The 22,443-nt window shown below is 33.6% G+C and carries 12 protein-coding genes and 1 tRNA gene; 2 read left to right on the forward strand and 11 right to left on the reverse strand.

Annotation, left to right across the window (positions count from 1 at the left end):
- Positions 1–8: 8 nt before the first annotated feature.
- The 4 genes from lptC to ABD077_RS00490 are packed head-to-tail and all read right to left on the reverse strand — an operon-like array spanning position 9 to position 3,931.
- Positions 9–566 carry an LPS export ABC transporter periplasmic protein LptC gene (gene lptC, locus ABD077_RS00475; protein ID WP_343909429.1) on the reverse strand — a complete coding sequence of 186 codons (558 nt, stop codon included), beginning with the start codon at positions 564–566 and terminating at the stop codon, positions 9–11.
- Complete coding sequence (locus tag ABD077_RS00480) at positions 566–1,939, reverse strand: tetratricopeptide repeat protein (RefSeq protein WP_343909431.1); 1,374 nt, start codon at positions 1,937–1,939, stop codon at positions 566–568. The genes lptC and ABD077_RS00480 overlap by 1 nt, the downstream gene beginning before the upstream one ends.
- A gap of 16 nt (positions 1,940–1,955) precedes the next feature.
- Positions 1,956–3,203 carry a BamG family beta-barrel-assembly machinery protein gene (gene bamG, locus ABD077_RS00485; protein WP_343909433.1) on the reverse strand — a complete coding sequence of 416 codons (1,248 nt, stop codon included), beginning with the start codon at positions 3,201–3,203 and terminating at the stop codon, positions 1,956–1,958.
- Entirely contained in the window at positions 3,200–3,931 is a 732-nt protein-coding gene (locus ABD077_RS00490; protein ID WP_343909435.1) for a type III pantothenate kinase, read from the reverse strand. The genes bamG and ABD077_RS00490 overlap by 4 nt, the downstream gene beginning before the upstream one ends.
- A gap of 206 nt (positions 3,932–4,137) precedes the next feature.
- Between ABD077_RS00490 and ABD077_RS00495 the strand changes: the two genes are divergently transcribed.
- Positions 4,138–4,210 (forward strand) — tRNA-Phe (locus tag ABD077_RS00495).
- Between the two features lie 139 nt (positions 4,211–4,349).
- A complete protein-coding gene (locus ABD077_RS00500; protein ID WP_343909437.1) occupies positions 4,350–5,240 on the forward strand; it encodes a phosphatase PAP2 family protein in 891 nt (296 codons plus the stop codon).
- A 44-nt stretch (positions 5,241–5,284) separates the two neighbouring features.
- On the opposite strand, the gene ABD077_RS00505 is transcribed toward ABD077_RS00500, so the two are convergent.
- The 7 genes from ABD077_RS00505 to ABD077_RS00535 form a co-directional block, all read right to left on the reverse strand.
- Entirely contained in the window at positions 5,285–6,187 is a 903-nt protein-coding gene (locus tag ABD077_RS00505) for a GyrI-like domain-containing protein (RefSeq protein WP_343909439.1), read from the reverse strand.
- Position 6,188: 1 nt separating this feature from the next.
- Entirely contained in the window at positions 6,189–7,586 is a 1,398-nt protein-coding gene (locus ABD077_RS00510) for a vanadium-dependent haloperoxidase (protein WP_425545850.1), read from the reverse strand.
- Positions 7,573–10,836, reverse strand: coding sequence for a VCBS repeat-containing protein (locus ABD077_RS00515; protein ID WP_343909441.1), 3,264 nt, complete (start codon positions 10,834–10,836; stop codon positions 7,573–7,575). The genes ABD077_RS00510 and ABD077_RS00515 overlap by 14 nt, the downstream gene beginning before the upstream one ends.
- Before the next feature lie 22 nt (positions 10,837–10,858).
- On the reverse strand, positions 10,859–14,167 hold the full coding sequence (locus ABD077_RS00520) for a VCBS repeat-containing protein (RefSeq protein WP_343909443.1): 3,309 nt from the start codon (positions 14,165–14,167) through the stop codon (positions 10,859–10,861).
- Between the two features lies 1 nt (position 14,168).
- A complete protein-coding gene (locus tag ABD077_RS00525; RefSeq protein WP_343909445.1) occupies positions 14,169–17,387 on the reverse strand; it encodes a VCBS repeat-containing protein in 3,219 nt (1,072 codons plus the stop codon).
- A gap of 185 nt (positions 17,388–17,572) precedes the next feature.
- Complete coding sequence (locus ABD077_RS00530; RefSeq protein ID WP_343909446.1) at positions 17,573–19,111, reverse strand: RagB/SusD family nutrient uptake outer membrane protein; 1,539 nt, start codon at positions 19,109–19,111, stop codon at positions 17,573–17,575.
- A 9-nt stretch (positions 19,112–19,120) separates the two neighbouring features.
- Complete coding sequence (locus ABD077_RS00535; RefSeq protein ID WP_343909447.1) at positions 19,121–22,225, reverse strand: SusC/RagA family TonB-linked outer membrane protein; 3,105 nt, start codon at positions 22,223–22,225, stop codon at positions 19,121–19,123.
- Positions 22,226–22,443: the final 218 nt, after the last annotated feature.

The following is a 22,443-nucleotide window of genomic DNA, read 5'->3' on the forward strand; positions in this document are numbered from 1 at the left end:
ATATTAATTTACTCTTCGATAAACATTACTCCTTCATTAATACGTGAATTCAAGATAGTAAAATCCTGATTAGCATCAAAACCATCTGCTTCGTTAACATTACCATCTGGGAGTATACTTTTATAAGGTTGATCTGTAAAAACCCAATTAATACTTTGATCCCAATATAACTGCTTAGCCATAAGATGTGTACTATCAGCAGTTTTGATATCTACATTACCTCTCATATCTATAAGACCTGTTTCCACATAAGAGATAGCATAATCTGATGTTACTACACTAATTTTCCCTTCATTATCAATGATATCTAAAACAATCCCTTCTGGAAACTCGCGATATCCAAATCCCTTATTTGTATAATCTTTTACTTTAGGAGTTCTGAGAACTGCTGTTAACCTACCTGAGTCTGTGTACTTAAGATTAACTTCAAAAGCTTCTGCAATTGGAGCATCATCATCAATGCGATATGAATTCGTTTGGGATGTTTTAGATTGACATGAAAAAAACAATGTCACAGCAAAAGCTGTGACAAAGTTTCCTAATATATATATAGTTCTCTTTTGCATTATAGTTTCGGTACCTTAACCGTTTCTCCAATCCAACATCCAATCTTTACAGATTTAATCTCAGGATTATTAAAGATATCTGTTTTCGAAGGCGCCTTTGCTCTATAATTTGCAGCTGTTCCTGCAGCAGTTTTCTTTAAACTAGCATCAACTTTACCTGCTTTTAGTGCATATCTCTCTGCTAACCAATATACCGCTCTTTTGCTAAATACATCGGTACCACAATCGTTAGCGCTCTTCGCAACCATATTTGCTATTTTCAAATACGCTTGTCCTAAAGAAGGCTTGTTAGCTAATGCCTTTTTATAATTAGCTCTTGCTTTACTGTAGCTACCTCTTTTTCTGTACACCTCAGCAATCTTGTAATATACTTTTGCTTTATCACTTGCTTTGGTTTCTAACTGAGCTGACTGATTATAATATTCTAACGCTTTAGAAGTATTTTTATCCTTAAGCGCAAGTATTCCTAGGTAAAGCGCTGACTTAGCAGATGGATCTGCTTTGTGTAATGCCTCCACCATTTTGAAAAACAATGGATCATCTGTACATTCTTTTGCGGACATTCTACTTGCGGCACTTTTTAACCAGTTAATATCGCTTTTCTTACTTTCAAATTGTCCATTATATAAAGGAATCAAGTTTTTACAATCTGCTAGTTCTCCAAGTTTCTGATTAACACCTGCTTTAACCTTACTGTAATTATTAAGGATTTTATCGTAAGTTTTTAATCTTTTCTTTTCTTTACTAGAAAGTGCAGCTCCAGATTCTTCTTTTTCTGTTAATTCAGAAACTATTTTTGCTTTTTTACTTTCTTCATCCTCAATTTTTTCGATTACTCCATCATATAAATCGAACACATCCTGAAGTTCTTTCTTTCCAGCAGCCTGAAGCTCTACTAATAAATAAAAGTAGGTATACACCTTTTTTGGACTAGAAAAATTCTTTTTATCTTCAGTCCAAGCTTTGTTAAACTCTGCAAACTGACTTTCTTTGGTCCCTATTTTATTATCATACATGATCTGACCAATATCAGAATGCATATCTCCTAATTTTACTTTTGCTGGGAAATATTGTTGACGCTCTTTCCACAAAGCAATCATTTCATTTGCAATAGTTGTTTTTGCAGTTCCAGCAGCTGCCTTTTTATATTTTGCTTCTAACAATTTTTTTCCAAATTGGAAAGTAGCAACACTGTGCGTAGGGCATTCTTTTCTTACTTTCCATAAAGGTGCTTCCGCTGCCTCCCAATTTTTTACTTTAGCATGCTCATAGGCTATAGAAGCCGTAGTAGCACAGTCTGTAGCCTGAGCACTTACACTAGAAGTACCTAAAACTAACCCTGCTGCTATTGTAAATAAAACTTTAGTATTCATAGCTGTATAATTGTAGTTAATTAAATTTCACTTTTCTAAACCATTTATCATTTAGTGATAAACTTAATGATAGATTAAAGAACTCTTCTTTTACTAGTCCTGCATCTGTTGTTCCGCGTGTTCCAAACTCAAAACCTATGTTCGCATTAGAGAACAAGTTCCCAACTGGTAATCCTACTCCAAAAGATATGCCAAACTCATTAATTGCCTGTCCATTTATATTCAATCCAGTCTCTTCATATCGCAATCCTGTTCGATAAACTATTCTATTCAAATAACTTGTAAGTGAATTATATTTTGGAATATAATATCCTCCTATTGTAAATTGGGATGCATTTTCATAAATAACATTATCTGCTGTAAAAGATCTATTATCAAAATCTTTGGCATTTAAATAAGTATACTCAGCTCCAAGGAACCATTTTTTAGGTTCTCCTATACCTGCACCAAACTTTAATTCTGCTGGGAGATCAAGATCTCTATTTTCTACTTCCAAGTCCTGACTTTCAATCACTAATTCTGATCCATTAGCTAATATCTGTATGGTAGCTAGTTCTATAGAGTTTTCTGAAGCTAATTTAAATGAAGGAGTAGAAACAAAAGAAGTTGTTAATTCCAGTTTCTCGGTAAGCATTTTTTTATAAGCCACCCCAAAAGATAAACTTACTCCCGAAAGATCAGAATTATCAATCTCTCTAGTATCAAATTGCACCTCCGAACGCCTCAGAATTGCCTTATTTTCAATGTTCCCAAAGTTATAATTAATATCTAAACCAACACTTAAATTCTCGTTAACTTTAAAACCAGCAGCGATGAACACTTTATTCAAGCCTCCAGTTCCAAAAAACTGATTTTCAGACCCGTCACTATCAAAAGAATTTGTTTGATAACCTACCGAACTTACCGGAAGTACTCCGAAACCAAAACCAAACCTTCCTGCTGGAATTCCAATTGCCAGATAATCCAAAGATGCATTATCCTTGTAAGAATCATCTCCTGCAGCATTATCTAAATTCAATCCATTGTAATTAGCTCCCAAGGTATAGGTAGTCAATCTCAACTCTCCATAAGCTGCGGGATTCTGAAGATTTAAGTGAATACTATCTGCAAGTATACCTAATCCTCCCATCGACCTATTTTCCACTGTTCCTTTGAACTTCTGCAACCCTATACCATAAAAAGAATAAGGAGACGATGTTCCTTCCTGAGCATTAGACACACCGGTAATTATTACCAAAACAACTACTAAAATCTTTTTTATCATTGACTATTATTAAAAGCTAAAATGTAATTTAGTCCCTCCAATAAAAAATTAGAGGTGGCAAATATGCTATTTTTTAATCTTTTAGACAAAAAATGTGCATCTCCACCGGTTAAAATAACTGTTAAATCAGGGTAAGTGTTGCAATATTCGGCAATTGTCCCTTCAATTTCATATAAAATACCGTTTACAACACCTGAATGAATTGACTGATTTGTACTATCTCCTATATGATTTTTTGGTGCTTCGAGATTTAATAACGGTAATTTGGAAGTATAATTATTAAGACTTGTATATCGCAACCTTATACCGGGTGCTATTGCTCCTCCAAGATAAAACTCTTCTTTATTTTTAAAATCGTAGGTAATACAGGTACCAGCATCTATAACTAAAGTATCTTTTTTGGGAAACTGACAAACGGCAGCTGCTACTAATGCCAAACGATCCACTCCTAATGTTCTTGGAGTGGCATATAAATTTTGAAAAGGCATTTTTAGCGTATGATCCAAAATAAGAGTTTTAAATTTACTTTTTAACAAGGTTATATCTTTTTCTTGAAAATTAGCCACAGAAGATAAAATAGCGCTATTTATAAATGAATAGTCCTGATGCAATTTCTCAATACGTTCCTGAAAATCCAATAATTTTAGATTTTCTTTGTGTATCAAGATATCTTTTTGAAAAACACCTATTTTTATAGATGTATTACCCACATCAATAACTAAATTCATGTATTTACTTTTTTACACTATAACGTAATCGGACATTTTTATTGGGTGCCAAATATTTTTTAAAAGAAGAATCTTTAACCACATCTTCTAGATTACAGCGGATTACGTGTTTATTTTTTAAGTTTGCAAAAATACGAAACGATTTTTTTAAATTTTTCTTTTGAGTATTAAAAAAAGCGTTTTATATTTGCATCCGCTTACAGCAAGGTGCCTTAGCTCAGTTGGTAGAGCAAAGGACTGAAAATCCTTGTGTCCCTGGTTCGATTCCTGGAGGCACCACCTTGAAAGCCCAAACTTACCGTTTGGGCTTTTTTTTTATTCTATTTTTAATATCCTAAAAGATTATAACCTAGCAATTCTGAATATTTAGCTCTTCTTTACTAATAAGTTATTATTTTTGTTTATCAAACCTCATACTATGTATCGTTTCTACCATCTATACCTTTGTATATTCGCATTAATATTTTCCTCGAATACTTTCTCGCAAGAACAATTACAAACTTCTAAAGAAAAAGATTCCATTTCGTCTACCACTGAAGCATCTTCCTATGAAATGACTCGTTGGCAAATGCTTAAATACGATGGAGTATCTGCAGTTGGAGGATTGGCTAATGCTTACACACAGCCTTTAAGATGGAAAGGAAAAGATTGGGCTACATTTGGGGGCATTGTTGCAGGATCAGCACTTATATATCTAATTGATGAACCTGCGAACGATTTTTTCTCTGATCAGGAAGAAGACATTCCTGGATTTGTGAAAGAAGCTGGATTTCGTTTTGGAAAACCCATTGTAAATTACGGATTAACTACTGGAATATATGCTTTTGGGCTTATTACGAAAAATGAAAAGGTTAGAAAAACAGGTGTATTATTAATAGCCTCTGCTACTGCAGGAGGAATTATACAAACCGTAAGCAAAACACTTGCTGGTCGAGCCAGACCTTATACTGGAAAAGGTAAAGATGCATTCAAATTTTATAGTAGTGAAGCAGACTATCATTCCTTCCCTTCTGGGCACGCTATATTGTCCTTTACCACAGCATATGCGATAGGAAAACAATTTGAAAATCCTTATGTCAGAGGAGGTATTTATGCTCTTGGACTCGTTTCTCCAGTTTCTAGATTATGGGCAGGAGCACATTGGTTAACTGATGTCACTCTTGGCATTGTTCTTAGCGTTGTTATAGTAGATGGTATCGATAATTATCTCAGCAGGAAACAACGTTATGCTTATAATAATAAAAAAAATAAGATTCAATGGGATTTAGCTATTGGACCAGGGCAATTAGGAGTGATTGGAAGGTTCTAAAGCATTTGCGACTTCATATTAATATTGCCATCCTATTTTGATTATTATTGTAAAGGCACAAAAATTTCAGCTTTCCATTTAGATGCATCCCCATCTTGCATGGGATTGTTATAGAATATCTCTAAAGGTTTCTTTTCTATAGGAATATTTCTTCTTCTTGCATATTCTATAAGCGCAAACCATGCTTGATCACTATGTCTATAATTACCATAAAATATTGCTTTTAACGCAAGTTTGGAAAATGATTTACTATATTTTATAGATGAATTTGTTGCCAACGAATCTGTTGGTTTTATTGGAAATCCAAAATCAAATTGAATTTTATCACCTACCATATCCCAATCCTTTATTTTTACAAAAGGAGCTCCATTTAATTCTACATTATTCCTTTTTATTTTAGGAAAAAAATCAGAGTTCAATTGTAACATCATCCCTGCTTTGCCTGATCGATTGGCCTCAGAAGAAACATAAAGGTATTCCAGAGACGGTAATTCAGAATCACCTTCAATTTTTATTCTAAAAGTTTTAGCAAAACTATTTAAACCTTTCCCAAACCTCTGGAACTTTGTTTTTAAAGATTTTGTAAAAGGAGTCTGGCCAGTTAGTATCATCAATCTATTCATCAATGAGTGATCTCCAGAGAACACACCTATCTTTATCTTTGATATAGAATCATTAACACTCACTATACTCCAATCTAGATTGAGAACGGTGTCTTTCAACTTTACCTTTTGCTTTACTTCTTTAAACAAAATGGTATCTATAGTATATATGTTTTTTATTTTTACATCTTTACCCCAAGAGTCCCATCCAATGATTTGATGATAAATACTCCCGGGAGCTCCTTTAGCCGTAAACGTTACTTGATAATCGTATTTTTTAATAAACAAATACCAAATAGCAATAGCTGATAGTATCAAGAGAAAGAACGCAACAATTTTCTTCATTCTAATTTGCACTTACAACTTCTGAAGTTAAAATATTCATTTTTAATTTCCCTACTACAAAATCACCTAAAGATCTGCCCTGATCCAATCCTAAATCAATAGCCGCTCTATAATGAATTCCTCCATATAATCTGCTAATTGCTGCTTCATCAGCTGCCTGGTTAAAAGAAGCAAAAGAACGCACTGGCAGTCCATATTGCAGTTCGGTATCATCCTCAAAATCAAAATTATCTCCAAAAATATTAGTTAATACGGTAGATGCAGCACCAGACACTACAGAATGACCACTTGTATATTCGGGAAATGGAGGTGTCTGTAAAACAGGAGTCCAGTTCTCATCGATATGTTGGTTGATCAATGTTTCTGGACGAATTAGATTACTTCTATATTTCTCATCCCAGCAGCTTATAAAAGCATCTGCAATAGCAATGGATGTTTTAGTATAAGCAAAAACAGTTTTCGCAAAATCAGAGTTTGTTTTTTTGCAAGCAATTTTACATATTCCTATCCAATGAGCTCCAGGTGTGATTTTTTTAGTGGCAAACATTAAATGCCCTTTATGTGTTGATACGTAAGGATTACAATCCCAAAACTGCGCTATTTCTAATTTTTCAGATTTTTCACCTTCTTCTTTAATCAAATTTCCTACTTCATAAGTTTCCATTAATTCTTTATAAAATGGTGTATCCTTTTCCAATGAAAAATCAGGATATCTTGCTGGCTTAAACTGAGAAGATGAATCTATAATTGAAGGTCTTATTTTTCTCCAGTGTGGTTCTATCCCGTCCATATAATCTGGCGGAGTGGGTTGCCATCTCGACGGATCCTCGGTATTTACAGAAAATTTTGGCATTGTCCTGGTTTGTGCATAATTATCAGTAGCATACCAAGTTTTTATATGTTCTGCAACCTTTAATCCATACTCCTTAGAATCATTGAACATTTTTTCATTTTGAAGTTGCCATGAGTTATATAAACTATCTCTATACACTTCAACTCGATCCTCCGAAAAAAGTAATGATTTCCCAACTTCTAAATACGCCACTAAGGCTGCTAATTTATGGTTGACACTTTTAGTAGTGTCGATAGCCGGAATTGATCTTAATTCATGCAATTGGTTAGACAATGTTTTATAATCTTCTCCTTCTTGACTGATTACTTCATAGGCAGCAATATTCGAATAGTTATATATCCTACTGGCTACCGGTGGCGAGAAAATATCATGCACCATAACTTCTGTAATCTTATCTACTGCTTTATGATAATCATCTGCAGTAATTTGAATTTCTTTTTCTTCTTTTTGACAAGAGCTCAAAAGCATTATGAAAGAAACGAACGCAAATACTTTCATACTTTTTAATAGATTACCAATTCCTATAGATTGATCAAAGTATCTCATAAACCTCTGCTTTTCCATTATTTAGTGTGATGAGCAAATAATCCTTATTTGCAAAATTAATAATATTTAGTCCCCTTACAGACTTTTGACTCAAATTAATCCCCAATTCTGAAGCACTTACCACAGTATTATCTTCTTGTAACAAAGCCCCGGCAAATCCATCAAATCTACCATGATATGGTATTACCCCAAAATAATTTCCTGCCAATAAAACTTCTTGTTTTCCATCTTTATCAAAATCAAATTTTAGCATTGACATTACAGGAGCTAATTGAAGTTCATTTTCGAAAGGCACAAAAGAAAACTTACCGTTATCATTTCTAAGATATCCTGATGCAAGTTGATGCACATAAAATGATTTAGCATTTTCTAAAGCATCCTCTCCAAAAATCTCTTCTACCGTTTTTCCTGCGAAACTATTATATGTTGTGAATTTTTTCTTCAGAAAATTTAATTGACTTGATAATTCATCCAAACCTAATGCTGTATAATATTTTCCATCCTTAGGTAATGCTAAAATGGTTTCTGTGGTGCTGTTATTATCAAAATCAGCATAATACATTTTTAAAGGGTTTTCTGATGATGCATTTAGTTTTGTATTTAATCCAAAATTTCCTAGTACATAATCCCTATCACCATCATAATCTACATCAAAATCGATAATGGATTGCCATAAACCATTTAGCTTTTGTTGATACATACTGTTTGTTACATCTACCAAATCACCATTCGTATTCTTAAAAAAATGTGGTGACATCCATTCCCCAACAATTATTAAATCTTTTATACCATCATTATCAAAGTCACTCCAAACAGCATCAGTTACCATTCCTATTTCTCGTAAACTGTTGTTTGGTTTTATACTGAAATTTCCTTGTTCGTTTATAAGCAAATAAGAATTTGGTATTTTTCCAAAGTCATTAGAAACCGAATACCCTCCAATAAAAACATCTAAATCACCATCTCCATCGACATCATTTGCTTTTATTACCGATTCATGGTCAAATAATTCGGGAAAAATCATTTTTGACAATCCTGTATCCGAATTCAGATATAATCGATCTAGTAACTCTGTGGAGTTTCCATAAAACTCGCCTCCTGCAGAAGAAACGAGAAGATCATTTTTAGCATCTCCGTTTACATCGGCAATAATTGCAACTACATCTTCTTTCTTTTTATCTTTTTCTAAAACTTCTGATTGTTGCTCTTCAAAACCTGTATCGTTTTGCAAGTATATTTTTGAAGGTTCCAACTTAGAACTACCAAAGAAAATATCATCTTTTCCATCTCCATTTATGTCTCCTACTGCCGTTGCTGGTCCTCGATCGGAAATCTTGTAAGGAATCAGTTTTTGACGATTAAAATCCGTGTAATTATTTTCTTTATGCTCATAATTTAACCCAGAAACTGAATCAATTTTTCGGAACCATTTTTTAGTCTTTGGAAATAAATTCTCATAATCAACCCCATTTCTTTTGTATACCAATCTAATGGTCAGACTTTGGTTAGCAGTTATATTTTCTGCGATCTGAATTGTGTTATCCGGCCATATAATTTTCAACGAATCTATGGTCGCTATGGTATCGTATCCAAAATGAACGATAGGCTCTGAAGAAGACTGAAACCCCTTAGAGGTAAATAATTGTTTATATTGTGCAATACCGTTGTGATAGGATATTACTTTAGTTCCAATTCCAAATTTATTGTTGTCTTTAAAATTGAATTTAAGTTTTAAAAAATTAGATTTTTGATCCGTTGTATTTTTGTAGAAAGAAACCGGCGCATTAATATTATTAGTGACAATATCCAAGTCTCCATCATTATCAAAATCTGCATAGGCACTTCCTGTAGAAGCCGTATTTTCTTTTGGTAACCAACTGGAAGATGCATTGGTAAAAGTAATTCCCTTATCTCCCCGAAACATATAATTTGGCACCTCACCTGACGGCATAACATTCAAGGCCTCATGATCTACCAGTTTATTACTATTTAGCTTCTCCTGAATCTTCTCGTTAGAAATGTATTTAATATAATCTAGATCATTTGGTCTTTTGGGAATCCCATTGGATATAAAAATGTCTTGCTCTCCATCTTGATCATAATCTGCAAACAAGGCTGACCAACTCCAATCTGTAGCAGCGACTCCACTAAGTAAAGCAGTTTCTTCAAAATGATCTCCTCTATTAACCTGAAGCATATTTCTAGCATACTGATAATGGTATCCGAGTCTATTAATTCGCATCTGAAGCATATCTACCGTTTCGTCTCCTGCTGAAGCTTTTAACACTGTTTCATCTTCTGGTGTCATATCTAAGGTTATGATATCGGTAAATCCATCATGATTGATATCTGCTACATCGCTACCCATTGAGAATCGGCTTGTATGGCCGAAGTTTTCCTTTAATGACTCGGTAAAAGTTCCATTTCCATTATTGAGATAATAATAATCATCTTCATGAAAATCGTTGCTTACATAAATATCTGTATACCCATCATTATTAAAATCAGCAGTAGCTACTCCAAGTCCATACCCATTTCCCCCTCCAAAAATACCTGCCTCTTCACTAACATCTGTAAACACTTCCCCATCATTGCGCAATAACTTATCTCCACTCTCATTACTCCTTTTATTTCTGAGCTTTGCACTACCAAAAGAATTCTGCGTATGCACTGCATGATTAAGCAAATACATATCTAAATCTCCATCATTATCATAATCGAGAAAAGCTACAGATGTAGTGTAATTTTCAAAATCCAATTTATACGAAGCTGCTTTTTCGGTAAATGTATTATCACCATTGTTAATGAACAGTTCGTTTTTTCCTTTTAACCCTTGTAAACCGGCAACAGCACAGACATATATATCTAAATATCCATCACCATTAATGTCTGCCATTACGGTTCCTGTATTCCAATCAGAATTTCCTGATACTCCTGCAACATCCGTTATATCCTCGAACTGAAAATTCCCTTTATTTAAATACAATTTGTTCTTTCCTTGATTAGCAGTAAAAAAAACATCTGGTAAATCATCTTTATTTATATCTCCAACGGCTACACCAGCCCCATTGTAGTAATAAAGATAATCTAAGATATTAAGCTCGTCGGTTGGATTTAATGTATTCTGAAATGTAACATTTGTAGTTTCTGAAGTTATTTTTTCAAATAAACTACTGGGCGCTATCTCTTTTTTTTGACATGCGAACAAAGACAATAATCCGAATGATACTATGATTGTTTTTTTGATCATCTCTTGAATTCGAATCTAGAACTTACTTTGTATTCATTTTAAAAATCTTTGGTGTTTGATTATTAACACCTACTAGCAGATACTTTTCTCCGGATTTATTCTTCATCCATCGCATCACTCTTACTTCATCCTCTACCAAAAATCCAGTATTTTGTTGATTGTTAAAACCTCCATTTTTGTTTCCTAATAAAACATTTCCCCGGCTTGCATCTAATCTTGAAAACTGAGGTTTAAAATTGTAATTGTTACCTGCTAAAATAAGATCTAAAATACCATCATTGTTAACATCTTCTGTTTCTATATCACAAACACAGGATAATTGTACTTCTTTTGGTAATTCTTTAATTTTAAAAGACAAATCTCCCTCATTATAAGCGATCAAACTTGAAAAATTGTTTGCCATTTTTACTGTTGAACTTTCTAAAACCTCTTTTGAAAAAAGTTCATCAATAGCCTTAGTTGCATATTCTGAAAATTTCAGATTTTGTTTTTTCAGCACATTTATTTGTCCTGTAATCTCCTTTTTCAAATGAATCGGAATATCCTTTCCATCAATTGTTTGAGTGACAATTTGTTCTACTGTTCCATTATTATCAAAATCATTTATATACATCTTAGTTGGCCTTTCTTCGTTACTTTGATAGATAGAGTTTAAACCTCTATTGCCCAATACAAGATCTATATCTCCATCTTTATCTACGTCCGTTGCTTCAACAGTATTAAACCAACCAGAAATTTTATCTAAATCAGTAGCAAATAAGGTTAATTTCTGACCATCATTTATCAGTATCTTAGGAGACATCCATTCACCCACCAAAATCAAATCTTTTTTACCATCTTTATTGATATCTTGCCAGCTTGCATCTGTTACCATTCCGACAGATTTAATATCAATAGCTTTAGATCCTGTGACATCCACAAAATTTCCGTTTCCATCATTTTCCAAAAGGTAGCTTTCTGGAGAAACACCATATACTCCAATAACACTATGACTTCCTGCAAAAATATCTATATCTCCATCCTGATCGAAATCATATGCTTTTAAAACAGAAATATTAGTATTTGTTGGTTTTATAACATTTCCTCTAGAGAAATTTCCATTTCCATCATTTATATAACTTCTGACTCCAGTTCTGGCTCCTTTAAAATTACCTCCCGATCCTATCACCAAATCCAGATCCTTATCTCCGTCAATATCCTCAAAAATAGCGGTAACATCCTCAAAAAACTCCTCAGTTTCGAATTGAGTTTCTTTTAGTTTTCCAGAAGTGTCTTGAGTATATAACTTTCCTTTTTGACCATAAGCACCTCCAACAAACACATCTTCATTCCCATCATTATTTATATCTGCGATGGCTAAAGCAGGACCTTCTCTAGATTGCATTTTATAGATCAACCCTTCGTAATCAAAATCTACATATGGATCTTCTTTATGCGCATTAAGATTATGTGATATTTCAGTAAAATAAGGAATCTCTTTTTTAGAACTGTATTGAAATTGCTGATCAGCATCCTTATAATTCAGGTTAATTTGTTTATTCAAGGCTACTTGATTCAATAATTGCGATTTCCCATCTGGATAAATTACTCGTAATGAATCTATTTTATCACTCTCTCCAATTCCAATGGTCATTATATAATCTATCGAAGATTGAAAACCTCGGGTAGGTATTAACTCCTGTCTAATCAACTGATTATTGAAATACGCTTCTACAACACTACCAATAGCAAAGGTGTTTTTCTCACTTCCAGAGACTTTAATTTTCAAATAATTTTTCCCTTTTTCTTGGCTATTATTTTCATAGATACCAACAGGCATATTTAGATTATTAACTACTAGATCTAGATCTCCGTCATTATCCAAATCTCCGTAAGCAGAACCATTGGAAAAAGTTGGTTCATCAAAACCCCATTTTTCTGTAACATCAGTAAAACTTAAATCTCCATTATTTTTAAATGAATAATTAGGTATTGGTGTAGATGGCATTTTATTAATGATTGAGTCTACTTCTTCTTTTTTACCTGTTAACGTCATCTTTTGTATGATATCATTCGCAAAAAAGTTCATAAAATCTTGATCTATAAGATCGTGATAAATCCCATTACTTACATATATGTCTCGATAACCATCATTATCCATATCGAATAACAAAGCTCCCCAACTCCAATCTGTCTTAGCTACTCCGCTATAAAATGCTATCTCAGAAAAAGTATTATCTCCGTTATTAAGCTGAAGAGAATTCTGCATATATTGATTATAGAAGTCTCTACTTTTCTTTAACTTATAGACATCATAACTTTCAAAAGAGCTGGTTTCTTTTAACCGTTTATCATCTTCAGGTAGCATATCGGTTACAAAAATTTCGGGATATCCATCATTATTAATATCAGCCATATCAGCTCCCATAGATGAGATACTAAGGTGTTTTACCCAATCCTTAATTTCTTCTGAAAATGTACCATCCCCTTGATTTATGTACAAATAATCTCTCTCATAAAAATCATTCGACACATAAATATCAGGAAGTAGATCTTTGTTAACATCTCCTATAGTAACTCCTAATCCAAATCCGATAAGACTCCCAAATATACCTGCATCTTCACTTACATCTGTAAACACTCCATCATCATTTCTTAATAGTTTATCTCCTCCACCTTTTAGAATTTCGGGAATATCCCAATCTTGTGCTCTTAAATTTCTTTTATTTACATATCCCAAACTACTTACTGGAATAAAACTATTATTTAGAATATACACATCTAAATCTCCATCTTTATCATAATCAAAGAAAGCCGCATGGGTAGTAAAACCACTATCAGCAAGGTTGTAATCTTCAGCTTTTTCTGAAAATGTTAAATCCCCATTATTAATAAAAAGTTCATTCTTTTGATCATCTCCTTCTACATTCCCCGCATTACACACATAAATATCCAACAAACCATCTGCATTAATATCTACCATCACTACTCCTGTAGACCAAGCGTTTTTCCCCATTGTACCGGAAGATTTCGAGATATCTTCGAAAACAAAATTGCCTTTATTCAGATACAATTTATTCTCTTTCTTATTAGCAGTAAGATAGATATCTGGTAAACCATCATTATTGATATCTCCAATGGCTACACCACCTCCGTTATAAAAGTTTCTATAAGTTAGAATATTTAAATTCTTCTCATTATCCACCTGATTAACAAAATCGATATTTGTGTTTTGTGGTGTAAGTTTGGTAAACAAAGTCTGTTGTTTGTCGGGCACATGATCCTCCTCCTCTTTTTCTTTGCAAGAAAACAACAGTAATATTAATAGCGTACTATATAAAAATTTATTCATGTTACCTTTTTATATTTTTTACAATCCGAATACTATCGTTATTGATCCCAAACAACAGGTATTCTTTATCTTTTATTTTGATTGATTTAATTGATCTTACTGCTCCATTAATCTTCAACCCTGAATTTTCATAACATTTAAAATCACCGTTTTTATTATTTATAAGTACAGTGCCATAAGAGCCATCTAATCTACTTAATTGGGTACTGATCTCATAACTATTACCTCCTAGAATTAGATCTGGATACTGATCATTATTTACATCTTTTATCAAAATATCATGAACTGATGAAATTTGAGTTTCCCAAGGCAGTTTTTGTGCCTGAAAGTTAAGATCGCCTTTATTTTCGAAATAGGTTGTTTCAAGTGTAAAAACTTGCTTTATTTCAGCGTTTTCAATTTTTCCTTTTGGAAAATAGTCTTCAAAATTTGCTTCTGCAAAAGCTTGATAGGACAAGAACTTTTTATTTAGCTGAGGAATTTGTTTCGCAAGCTCATCTTTAGTCGCAATTGGAGTTTCCTTGCCTTGATAAAAATAGGTAACTATAGGATCTATTTTTTGATTATCGTCAAAATCAGCTAAGTACAATTGCAATGGTTCATTTTCTGACGCTTTTAATCTACTATTTAACCCCCAATTACCTGCTATAATGTCCATATCACCATCATTATCCATATCTTCTATTGCAATACAATTCCACCATCCATTTGTTTTTTGTAATGAATGATTTTCATCCTTTACTAAGTTTCCTTTTTTATCATTTAGAAAAATAGTAATTGGCATGTAGTGACCTAGAACAACCAAATCTGAATAATCATCCTGATTGATATCAACAAATTTAGCATCAAAAACTTGACCTATGGTTTCTAAATCTTTAGATAGTTTGGATGTATTATCTACAAAATTACCTTTGCCATCATTTAAAAACAAATAGTTCTTTGGTGTCTTACCATAATATCCAGGAACACTATTGCTTCCAATAAAAACATCTTTATCACCATCTTTATCAATATCTGCAGTTATTACCACTGAAGCATTTATTTTAATATTTTGAAAAGAATTCTGATTTACCTTAAACATTCCTTTATCATTCAAGAACAATACCGGACCTGACTCATATCCTTCATAATTTTCATTCCCTCCAAATATTGTTATTAGGTCTAAATCTCCATCTGCATCTGCATCAAAAAAGTGTTGATTAACATCTTCGAACTTTTTATACAAATCAAAATCCACTTGCTCAGTTTTATAAAACTCTCCCTTTGTATTTTGCGTGAGCAATGATCCTGATCTAAACTTCCCACCCGGAATAAAAATATCCTCTAACTGATCATTATTTACATCTATAACTGATATATGCGGTCCTTCATTAGATATAGCATATGGAGCTAAAGGCTCGATACTAAAATCTTTAGTCTCATAATCCTGATGTTTGAATTTTATATTAGAAGTGTAGTTTTCAAAAATATTAGAGTTTTTAAAAACTATTCCTGAAGAACTATTAGAATCATTATACTCGATATAATTGATTGCATTAATCTGCATATTTTTATGCACGGATAAATTTCCATTAGGCCATCTTATCTGAACTGAATCAATTTTTGTACGATTTTCTAGACCAAAATGTAATACATCCGAAACGGATGACAAATAGCCTCTTGTAGGATTTATATTAGCCACCTGTATTTCATTATCTGTAAAGACCATAACTTTTGCACCAATTGCATTTAAGTTCTTCTCAGTTCCTTTTAATTTCAGCTTTACATAGTTATGCTTTACTTGATTCTCCGAACAATTTTTATAGAGAAAAGCGACATTATCAATATTATTAGTTACAATATCCAGATCTCCATCATTATCCAAATCAGCATATACTGATCCATTACTATATGATGGCTTATTTTCGGACCACTGGCTAGAAACATCTTTAAAAGTTAAATCCTTATTATTGATATAAAAATAGTTCGTTGTTTTTTTATTGGGAAGCTCATCGACTAACGCCAGATCTTCCTTTGTCATTCCTTCTTCTATACGTTTCTGAATATTTTCATTAGCAATAAAGCTAATAAAGTCCATATCATTTGTAGCTCCTTTGATACCATTAGAAATAAAGATATCTTTATAACCATCATTATTTAAATCTACCATTAGAGGCGCCCAACTCCATTCGGTTGCAGCAATACCCGAAAAAAAAGCTATCTCACTAAAAGAATCATCACCTCTATTAAGTTGTAAAGCATTTTGCATATACTGAGGTTGGTATCCATTTTTAAGATATTGATTGTAAATCGTAAAGCCATATTCGGTACCAGATGATTTATATGTAGGTAAATCTTCAGGTAGCATATCTAATGATAAAATATCACCCAAACCGTCATTATTAATATCGGCGATATCGGTACCCATGGTAAAATGAGATGTATGCTTTATTGTATTATTTTCTTCACTAATTACTTCTTTAAAAGTCCCATTTTTTTGATTAATATACAGATAGTCATTTTCAAAAAAATCATTCCCTACATAAATATCAGGATATCCATCATTGTTAACATCACTTGTAACTATTCCTAATCCATATCCTATAGCCCCTTGAAAAATACCTGCTTCTGAAGAGACATCGTAGTATGTACCATTATCATTTCTATACAACCTATCGCCAGATAGCGAATCAAGTTGTTTTCTCTTAGAACCTCTTCCGTACGCTCGATTAGGATGTACAGAATGATTTAAAAGATACATATCCAAATCCCCATCTAAATCATAATCGAAAAAACTTGCTTGCGTTGAAAAACCCGAAACATCAAGATTATATCTTGCCGCTTCTTCTATAAAGATAGGTATACTATCTTTTCCTAAACCTTGATTTACAAATAACTTATTTTTTCCAGTTATACCTCGATAGCTGCCTACTTTACATACATAAATATCTTGTAAACCATCATTATTTATATCTACTACAGTAACTCCAGTGGACCAACCATCTTTATCTTTTAAAAGCTCTGAAGTAGCTTTCTTAAATCGAAACTTCTTTTGATTAAGATAGAGCTCATTTTCATCCTGATTAGAAACAAAATATAGATCTTCCCATCCATCATTATTAAAATCACCTACTGCCACACCGGCTCCATTATAGAAATAAAGATATCTAAGGATATTAAGTTCTGGTGTGTTTCTCAAAGTATTCTGAAAAGTAATACCAGTTTCTTTTTCTGATATCAACTCAAAAAAATATGTTTCTTTTTTTTCCTTTTTACAAGAAATCAAAAGAACTATGACTATTATACTTAGTATTATATTTCTCGGAAAATTAATCAATGAATAGAAGTTAATTAAAATATATGAATTAGTAGAGCCCTTCAAATGTTGAAGGGCTCTACTCTAACAAATCTTAGCAATTTAATATGTTAGTAACCAGGGTTTTGTGTTAAATTAGGATTTGAAATAAGTGCAGTTGCCGGAATTGGAAACAAAGCTCTGAACTCATCTGTACTGCTTTTAAGCCCCCAAGTATCAGCAAATTTTCCAAAACGGATTAGATCATTACGTCTCCAAAATTCTTTATACAACTCTCTTCCTCTTTCATCTAGAATATCCTGCTCTGCAAGATCTGTAAAAGGAGTAGCATTTCTAATCGTTCTTAATTCATTGATTAAAGTTAATGCATCACCAGTATTCCCACTTCTAAATAATGCTTCAGCTTTCATCAAATGAGCATCTGCATATCTGAATACTATCTCGTGACTATCTTGAAAATCCGGGTGATACTTAATAGTTCTAATACCTTTGTTCTCATCATTACCTACAATCCCAGCAAAATCTCTAGTAAAAATTAATGGATTCCCTGGTCTATCACTTAACGGATTTCCACTTCCATCAAATTGTTGTCCTAATAAAAATCCGAAACCTATTCCTTGGTTAGAACCATCTGTAGGTACAAAACCTCTTCTTTCTTCTTGTCCGCTGCCAGGTACATTGGTATTAGGATCCCCTTCAAAAAGATCATAAAACTCCGCTAATGTAGACCATCCATTCCATCCTCCACCAGGATTACTAGTAGCAGTTTGGTTATAGTGTAACCCATTCCATATTCTATTACCTGTATTTGCATTTACAAACATTACTGTTTCGGTATCCGCATCGGGTCTAAAAATATCAAAATAACCAGCTTGTAGTGCATGACCATCTGCGGCAATTGCATCTACTGCATTGATTACAGCTGTCATATCCGCAGGATCGGGCACTCCTGTTCCATTATATATATGCTTATTTAATAGAACTTTCGCTAACAAATAATTACCTGCAGCTCTTGATGCAATATCAATATTTGGAGGATCATCCGGTGTAATATTCTGTACTAATGGTAAATCAGGTAACGCTTCCGTGAGATCAGTAATTACAAAATCTAGTGCTTCTGTTCTGGTTAGTACAGATGGGTCTTGATCTAAAGGATCCTTTGGATCTCTAAATGGTACTTGACCATACATATCCATTACCCACCACATATTAAACGCTCTTAAAAATTTAGCTTGTGCCAATTCTGCATCCGTAGCACCACTTAAAGGATCAATTGCTGTGGTTGCTGAAAAAACATTCGAATTTAGATTGTTCCAAGTAGTCAAAACAAATTGGTTTAAGGAACCCCAATTATGCTGGTGAAGTACTCTCCATTGACCATTATCTGACCAGTCTGTTCCTCTGGTAGGCACCAATAACTCATCGGATGTAACCTCATTCAAAGCATATAAATTTGCTTGATCCCCTATTTGATTTGTGAGATTACCAATTATCTGATTGATTGCCGATGATGGATTCACCCCAGTAAACTCTCCAGTTTGATTGACTATCACAGAATCCGTTCCTTCTATCTCCAAATCAGTACAGGAGACTATTAACACCACAGAGAGTAGTGTTAAAAACTTAAATTTCATTTTCTTTTCTTTCATAATCTTTTTTTAAAACGTTACATTAAAACCAAAATTATACACTCTCGGTCTTGGGAATGAAGTGTAATCAATTCCCGCAGATGGAATTCCATTTGCAGATGCAGAAACATCTACCTCTGGATCTAACCCACTGTAATCAGTTATCACAAATAAATTTTGTCCTGTTACAAATAAACGAAGACTTTTAAATAGTCCTTCTCCAGATAAAGGCCAGTTATATCCTATACTTGCATTTTGAAGTCTTAAGAAATCACCTTTTTCTAAGAATTGAGTAGAAGGCTCTGGCGCATTAGACCTATCTTCTCCATTTCCAATTACATCGGCTGTTACATTACGACCTGCACCTAATGAACCTGCAGTAAAGAAAGCATTTCTGGTGGCATTATAGATATAGTGACCAAACTGACCTGCAAAAAATACAGAAGCATCGAAATTTTTATATCTAAAGGAAGTATTAATACCGACATTATAATCTGGCAAAGCACTTTTACCAACAAAATCTCTAAAATCTACTCCGTTGGTATATACTCCCTGTCCATTTTCGTCAAATCCTTCGAAAATTCTTAGGAAATAAGAAAATAGTGGCTGATCTGTTTGTAAACGCTGTACATTAACACCGGTAAGCCCTTGTCCATTTAATGCACCCGTTGGAATCGCCCCAGAAAAGTTCTGAACTTCATTTTTATTATAAGCTATGTTAAATCCGAAATCCCAACTTACATCTTCTTGTTCAATAATTGCATAGTTAATTGAAAATTCAACACCTTGATTGATGATATTAGCGTCAAGATTTGTAAATGTAAAAGGTGTAGGACTTGGCTGAGCTGTTTGAGCCTGTAATAACAAATCCTCTGTATCTTTATGATACACATCTATGGTACCTGTTAATCTATCCTGCATAAAACCAAAATCAATACCTACATTGGTTTGGGTCGTTGACTCCCATTTTAACTCCGTATTAGGAAAGGAAACAGCTGTAGCACCGTTTCTATTTATATTTCCATTTTGTTGGATTCCATTACCACCAAATCTTTGTCTAAAGGTAAAGTTTCCAAATCCAAGCCCGTCTTGATTACCAGTTATACCATATCCAACTCTAAGTTTAAGTGTAGAAAAAGCATCTCCCACAAAATCCTCTTGGTCCAGCTTCCATGCAAAAGCTGCAGAAGGGAAATATCCATACTTGTTATCTGGTCCGAATCTCGAAGATCCATCTGCACGAACCGTACCTGTTAAGATATACTTATCCGCAATAGTGTAGGTACCCCTTACAAAGTAAGATTGTAATTCATCAGTAAAATCAAAAGTATCACCAAAAATAGCCGCTGGTGCGATGTTTGAAAATAAAGCACCGTTTAAACTCTCCGTAACAATATCTGGAAAAAGTCTGTTTACAAATGCATCATTTGGAGCAACGGCATATTGCTGAAAAGATCCTTCTATACTATCTTCAATAATATTAGCAGCATCTTCTAATTGGTCGCCTATTTGTTGTAAGTTAGTACTTGTAAAACCAAATCCTTGAATACTTCTTCCTTTTCTTCTAAAATCCTGGAAAGAATATCCTCCTAAGAGTTCTAGACTAGAGTTGTCAAAATCTTTTTTGTAAGTTAATGTCCCTTCAAGCAATCTATTTTCGACCTCTATATCGTTGACCGTTGCTCTACCGTTTCCTGAAGTTCCTCCATTAGTAAGGTTTCTTGCTTCTCTAGATATTACTCCTATAGCAGTAGATTCGGAGTTGTCATATCCCAAACTTACCTTAGCACTAAGTCCGTCTATAATTTCGTACTCTGCAGAAAAATTCACTAAATATCGATCAGTACCAGTTTCATTTAGTGTATTTGATAATAAATTAAGCGGATTGATTACAGAACCACCTATATCAAAATTAGGAGTAGCTGGCCATGTTGGGTTAGCACTATAAGCTGCTCCAAGCAAATCTCCCTGAAAACCAGCATTATTACTAATTGGTGGAGCTTCATCGTTAACTCTTGATAAAGTACCTTGTAAATCTAACTTTAATCTTTCATTAAAAAACCTATGCGTGGCATTTAATCTACCCGTAATTCTTTCTAGCGAACTTTTCTTAACAATACCTACTTGATTTCCGTATCCAAAAGAAGCACGAACATTTCCATTCTTATAATTATTGGAATATGATAAACTATTAATAGTAGACTCCGCTTGTCTTAAAATCTCGTCTTGCCAATCTGTATCTGCTCCAAAATCTAAATCAGCTGGAGTATTTCCAATATCTGCACTTGCATTTAAGAACTGATCTCTATTTAGTAGATCAAGTTTTTTTCTCGTTTTAGCAACACTTAATGTACTAGAAAATTCCCAAACACCACCTCTAGCACCTCTACCTGCTTTTGTGGTGATAATCACAACTCCATTTGCACCCCGAGATCCATATATTGCAGTAGCAGAAGCATCTTTAAGAATACTTACACTTTCAATATCATTAGGATTCAAGAAATTAAGCGGATTTCTTGCAGAACTTGTACCTAAACCAAGATCACTTCCTCCGGCAGCCGTATCATCACCTGCTAGTGGAACACCATCCACTACAAATAGGGGATTGTTATTAGATCGTACAGAAGTTGTACCTCTAATTCTTAGTGCTACACCCGCTCCTGGTTCTCCACTTGCCTGAGTAATCTGCACCCCTGCTGTTTTACCCTGAATAAGTTGTTCTGGAGAGACGATTGCTCCCTGATTAAAATCTTCAGAACTTACTACTGCCACGGCACCGGTTGCATCCTTTATAGATTGGGTTCCGTAACCAATAACAACAACAGCTTCTAATTCTGCGGCATTTTCTTCCATAGTTACGTTAATGGTAGTTCTACCGTTAACTTCAATCGCCTTAGTCTGGAAGCCGACATAACTGAAAATCAATGTAGCATCCTCGGGCACATTGCTAATTGTATAGTTTCCATCGAAATCAGAAACTGCCCCATTTGAAGTCCCTCTAACGAGGACATTTACCCCTGGAACCGGACCATTTGCATCTGAAATCACCCCCGTAACCGTGATTTGTGCAAACATCATATTCCCAGAGACAAATACTAAAAGAAACATGAGTTTTTTAAGTATCATACTTTTCATAATTTAGAGTTTGATTAAATTTAAATATTTAGTTGTTAATTATTACTACTTTTATCGTTAAAAAAATTCGTTTTATTCAATTTTTTAAGTAACAGGGGCGTCTTAGTCTTACTAGAACAATCGACATAGTAACTAGAAATAATATTTAAATAAAAGTTACAATTTTAAAACGCCCCTAATGTTACCTCTTATGAAGAAGTCGCTATCAGATAAACTCC

Origin of the sequence: Aquimarina litoralis (genome assembly GCF_039523995.1) — a bacterium.
Classification (GTDB): domain Bacteria; phylum Bacteroidota; class Bacteroidia; order Flavobacteriales; family Flavobacteriaceae; genus Aquimarina; species Aquimarina litoralis.

Excerpts from the sequence above, each read along its gene's own strand:
- lptC (WP_343909429.1), bottom strand. The coding sequence starts at position 566 with ATGCAAAAGAGAACTATATATATATTAGGAAACTTTGTCACAGCTTTT.
- ABD077_RS00505 (WP_343909439.1), bottom strand. The coding sequence starts at position 6,187 with ATGAAGAAAATTGTTGCGTTCTTTCTCTTGATACTATCAGCTATTGCT.
- ABD077_RS00480 (WP_343909431.1), bottom strand. The coding sequence starts at position 1,939 with ATGAATACTAAAGTTTTATTTACAATAGCAGCAGGGTTAGTTTTAGGT.
- ABD077_RS00515 (WP_343909441.1), bottom strand. The coding sequence starts at position 10,836 with ATGATCAAAAAAACAATCATAGTATCATTCGGATTATTGTCTTTGTTC.
- ABD077_RS00500 (WP_343909437.1), top strand. The coding sequence starts at position 4,350 with ATGTATCGTTTCTACCATCTATACCTTTGTATATTCGCATTAATATTT.
- ABD077_RS00530 (WP_343909446.1), bottom strand. The coding sequence starts at position 19,111 with ATGAAAGAAAAGAAAATGAAATTTAAGTTTTTAACACTACTCTCTGTG.
- bamG (WP_343909433.1), bottom strand. The coding sequence starts at position 3,203 with ATGATAAAAAAGATTTTAGTAGTTGTTTTGGTAATAATTACCGGTGTG.
- ABD077_RS00510 (WP_425545850.1), bottom strand. The coding sequence starts at position 7,586 with ATGAGATACTTTGATCAATCTATAGGAATTGGTAATCTATTAAAAAGT.
- ABD077_RS00490 (WP_343909435.1), bottom strand. The coding sequence starts at position 3,931 with ATGAATTTAGTTATTGATGTGGGTAATACATCTATAAAAATAGGTGTT.
- ABD077_RS00535 (WP_343909447.1), bottom strand. The coding sequence starts at position 22,225 with ATGAAAAGTATGATACTTAAAAAACTCATGTTTCTTTTAGTATTTGTC.
- ABD077_RS00520 (WP_343909443.1), bottom strand. The coding sequence starts at position 14,167 with ATGAATAAATTTTTATATAGTACGCTATTAATATTACTGTTGTTTTCT.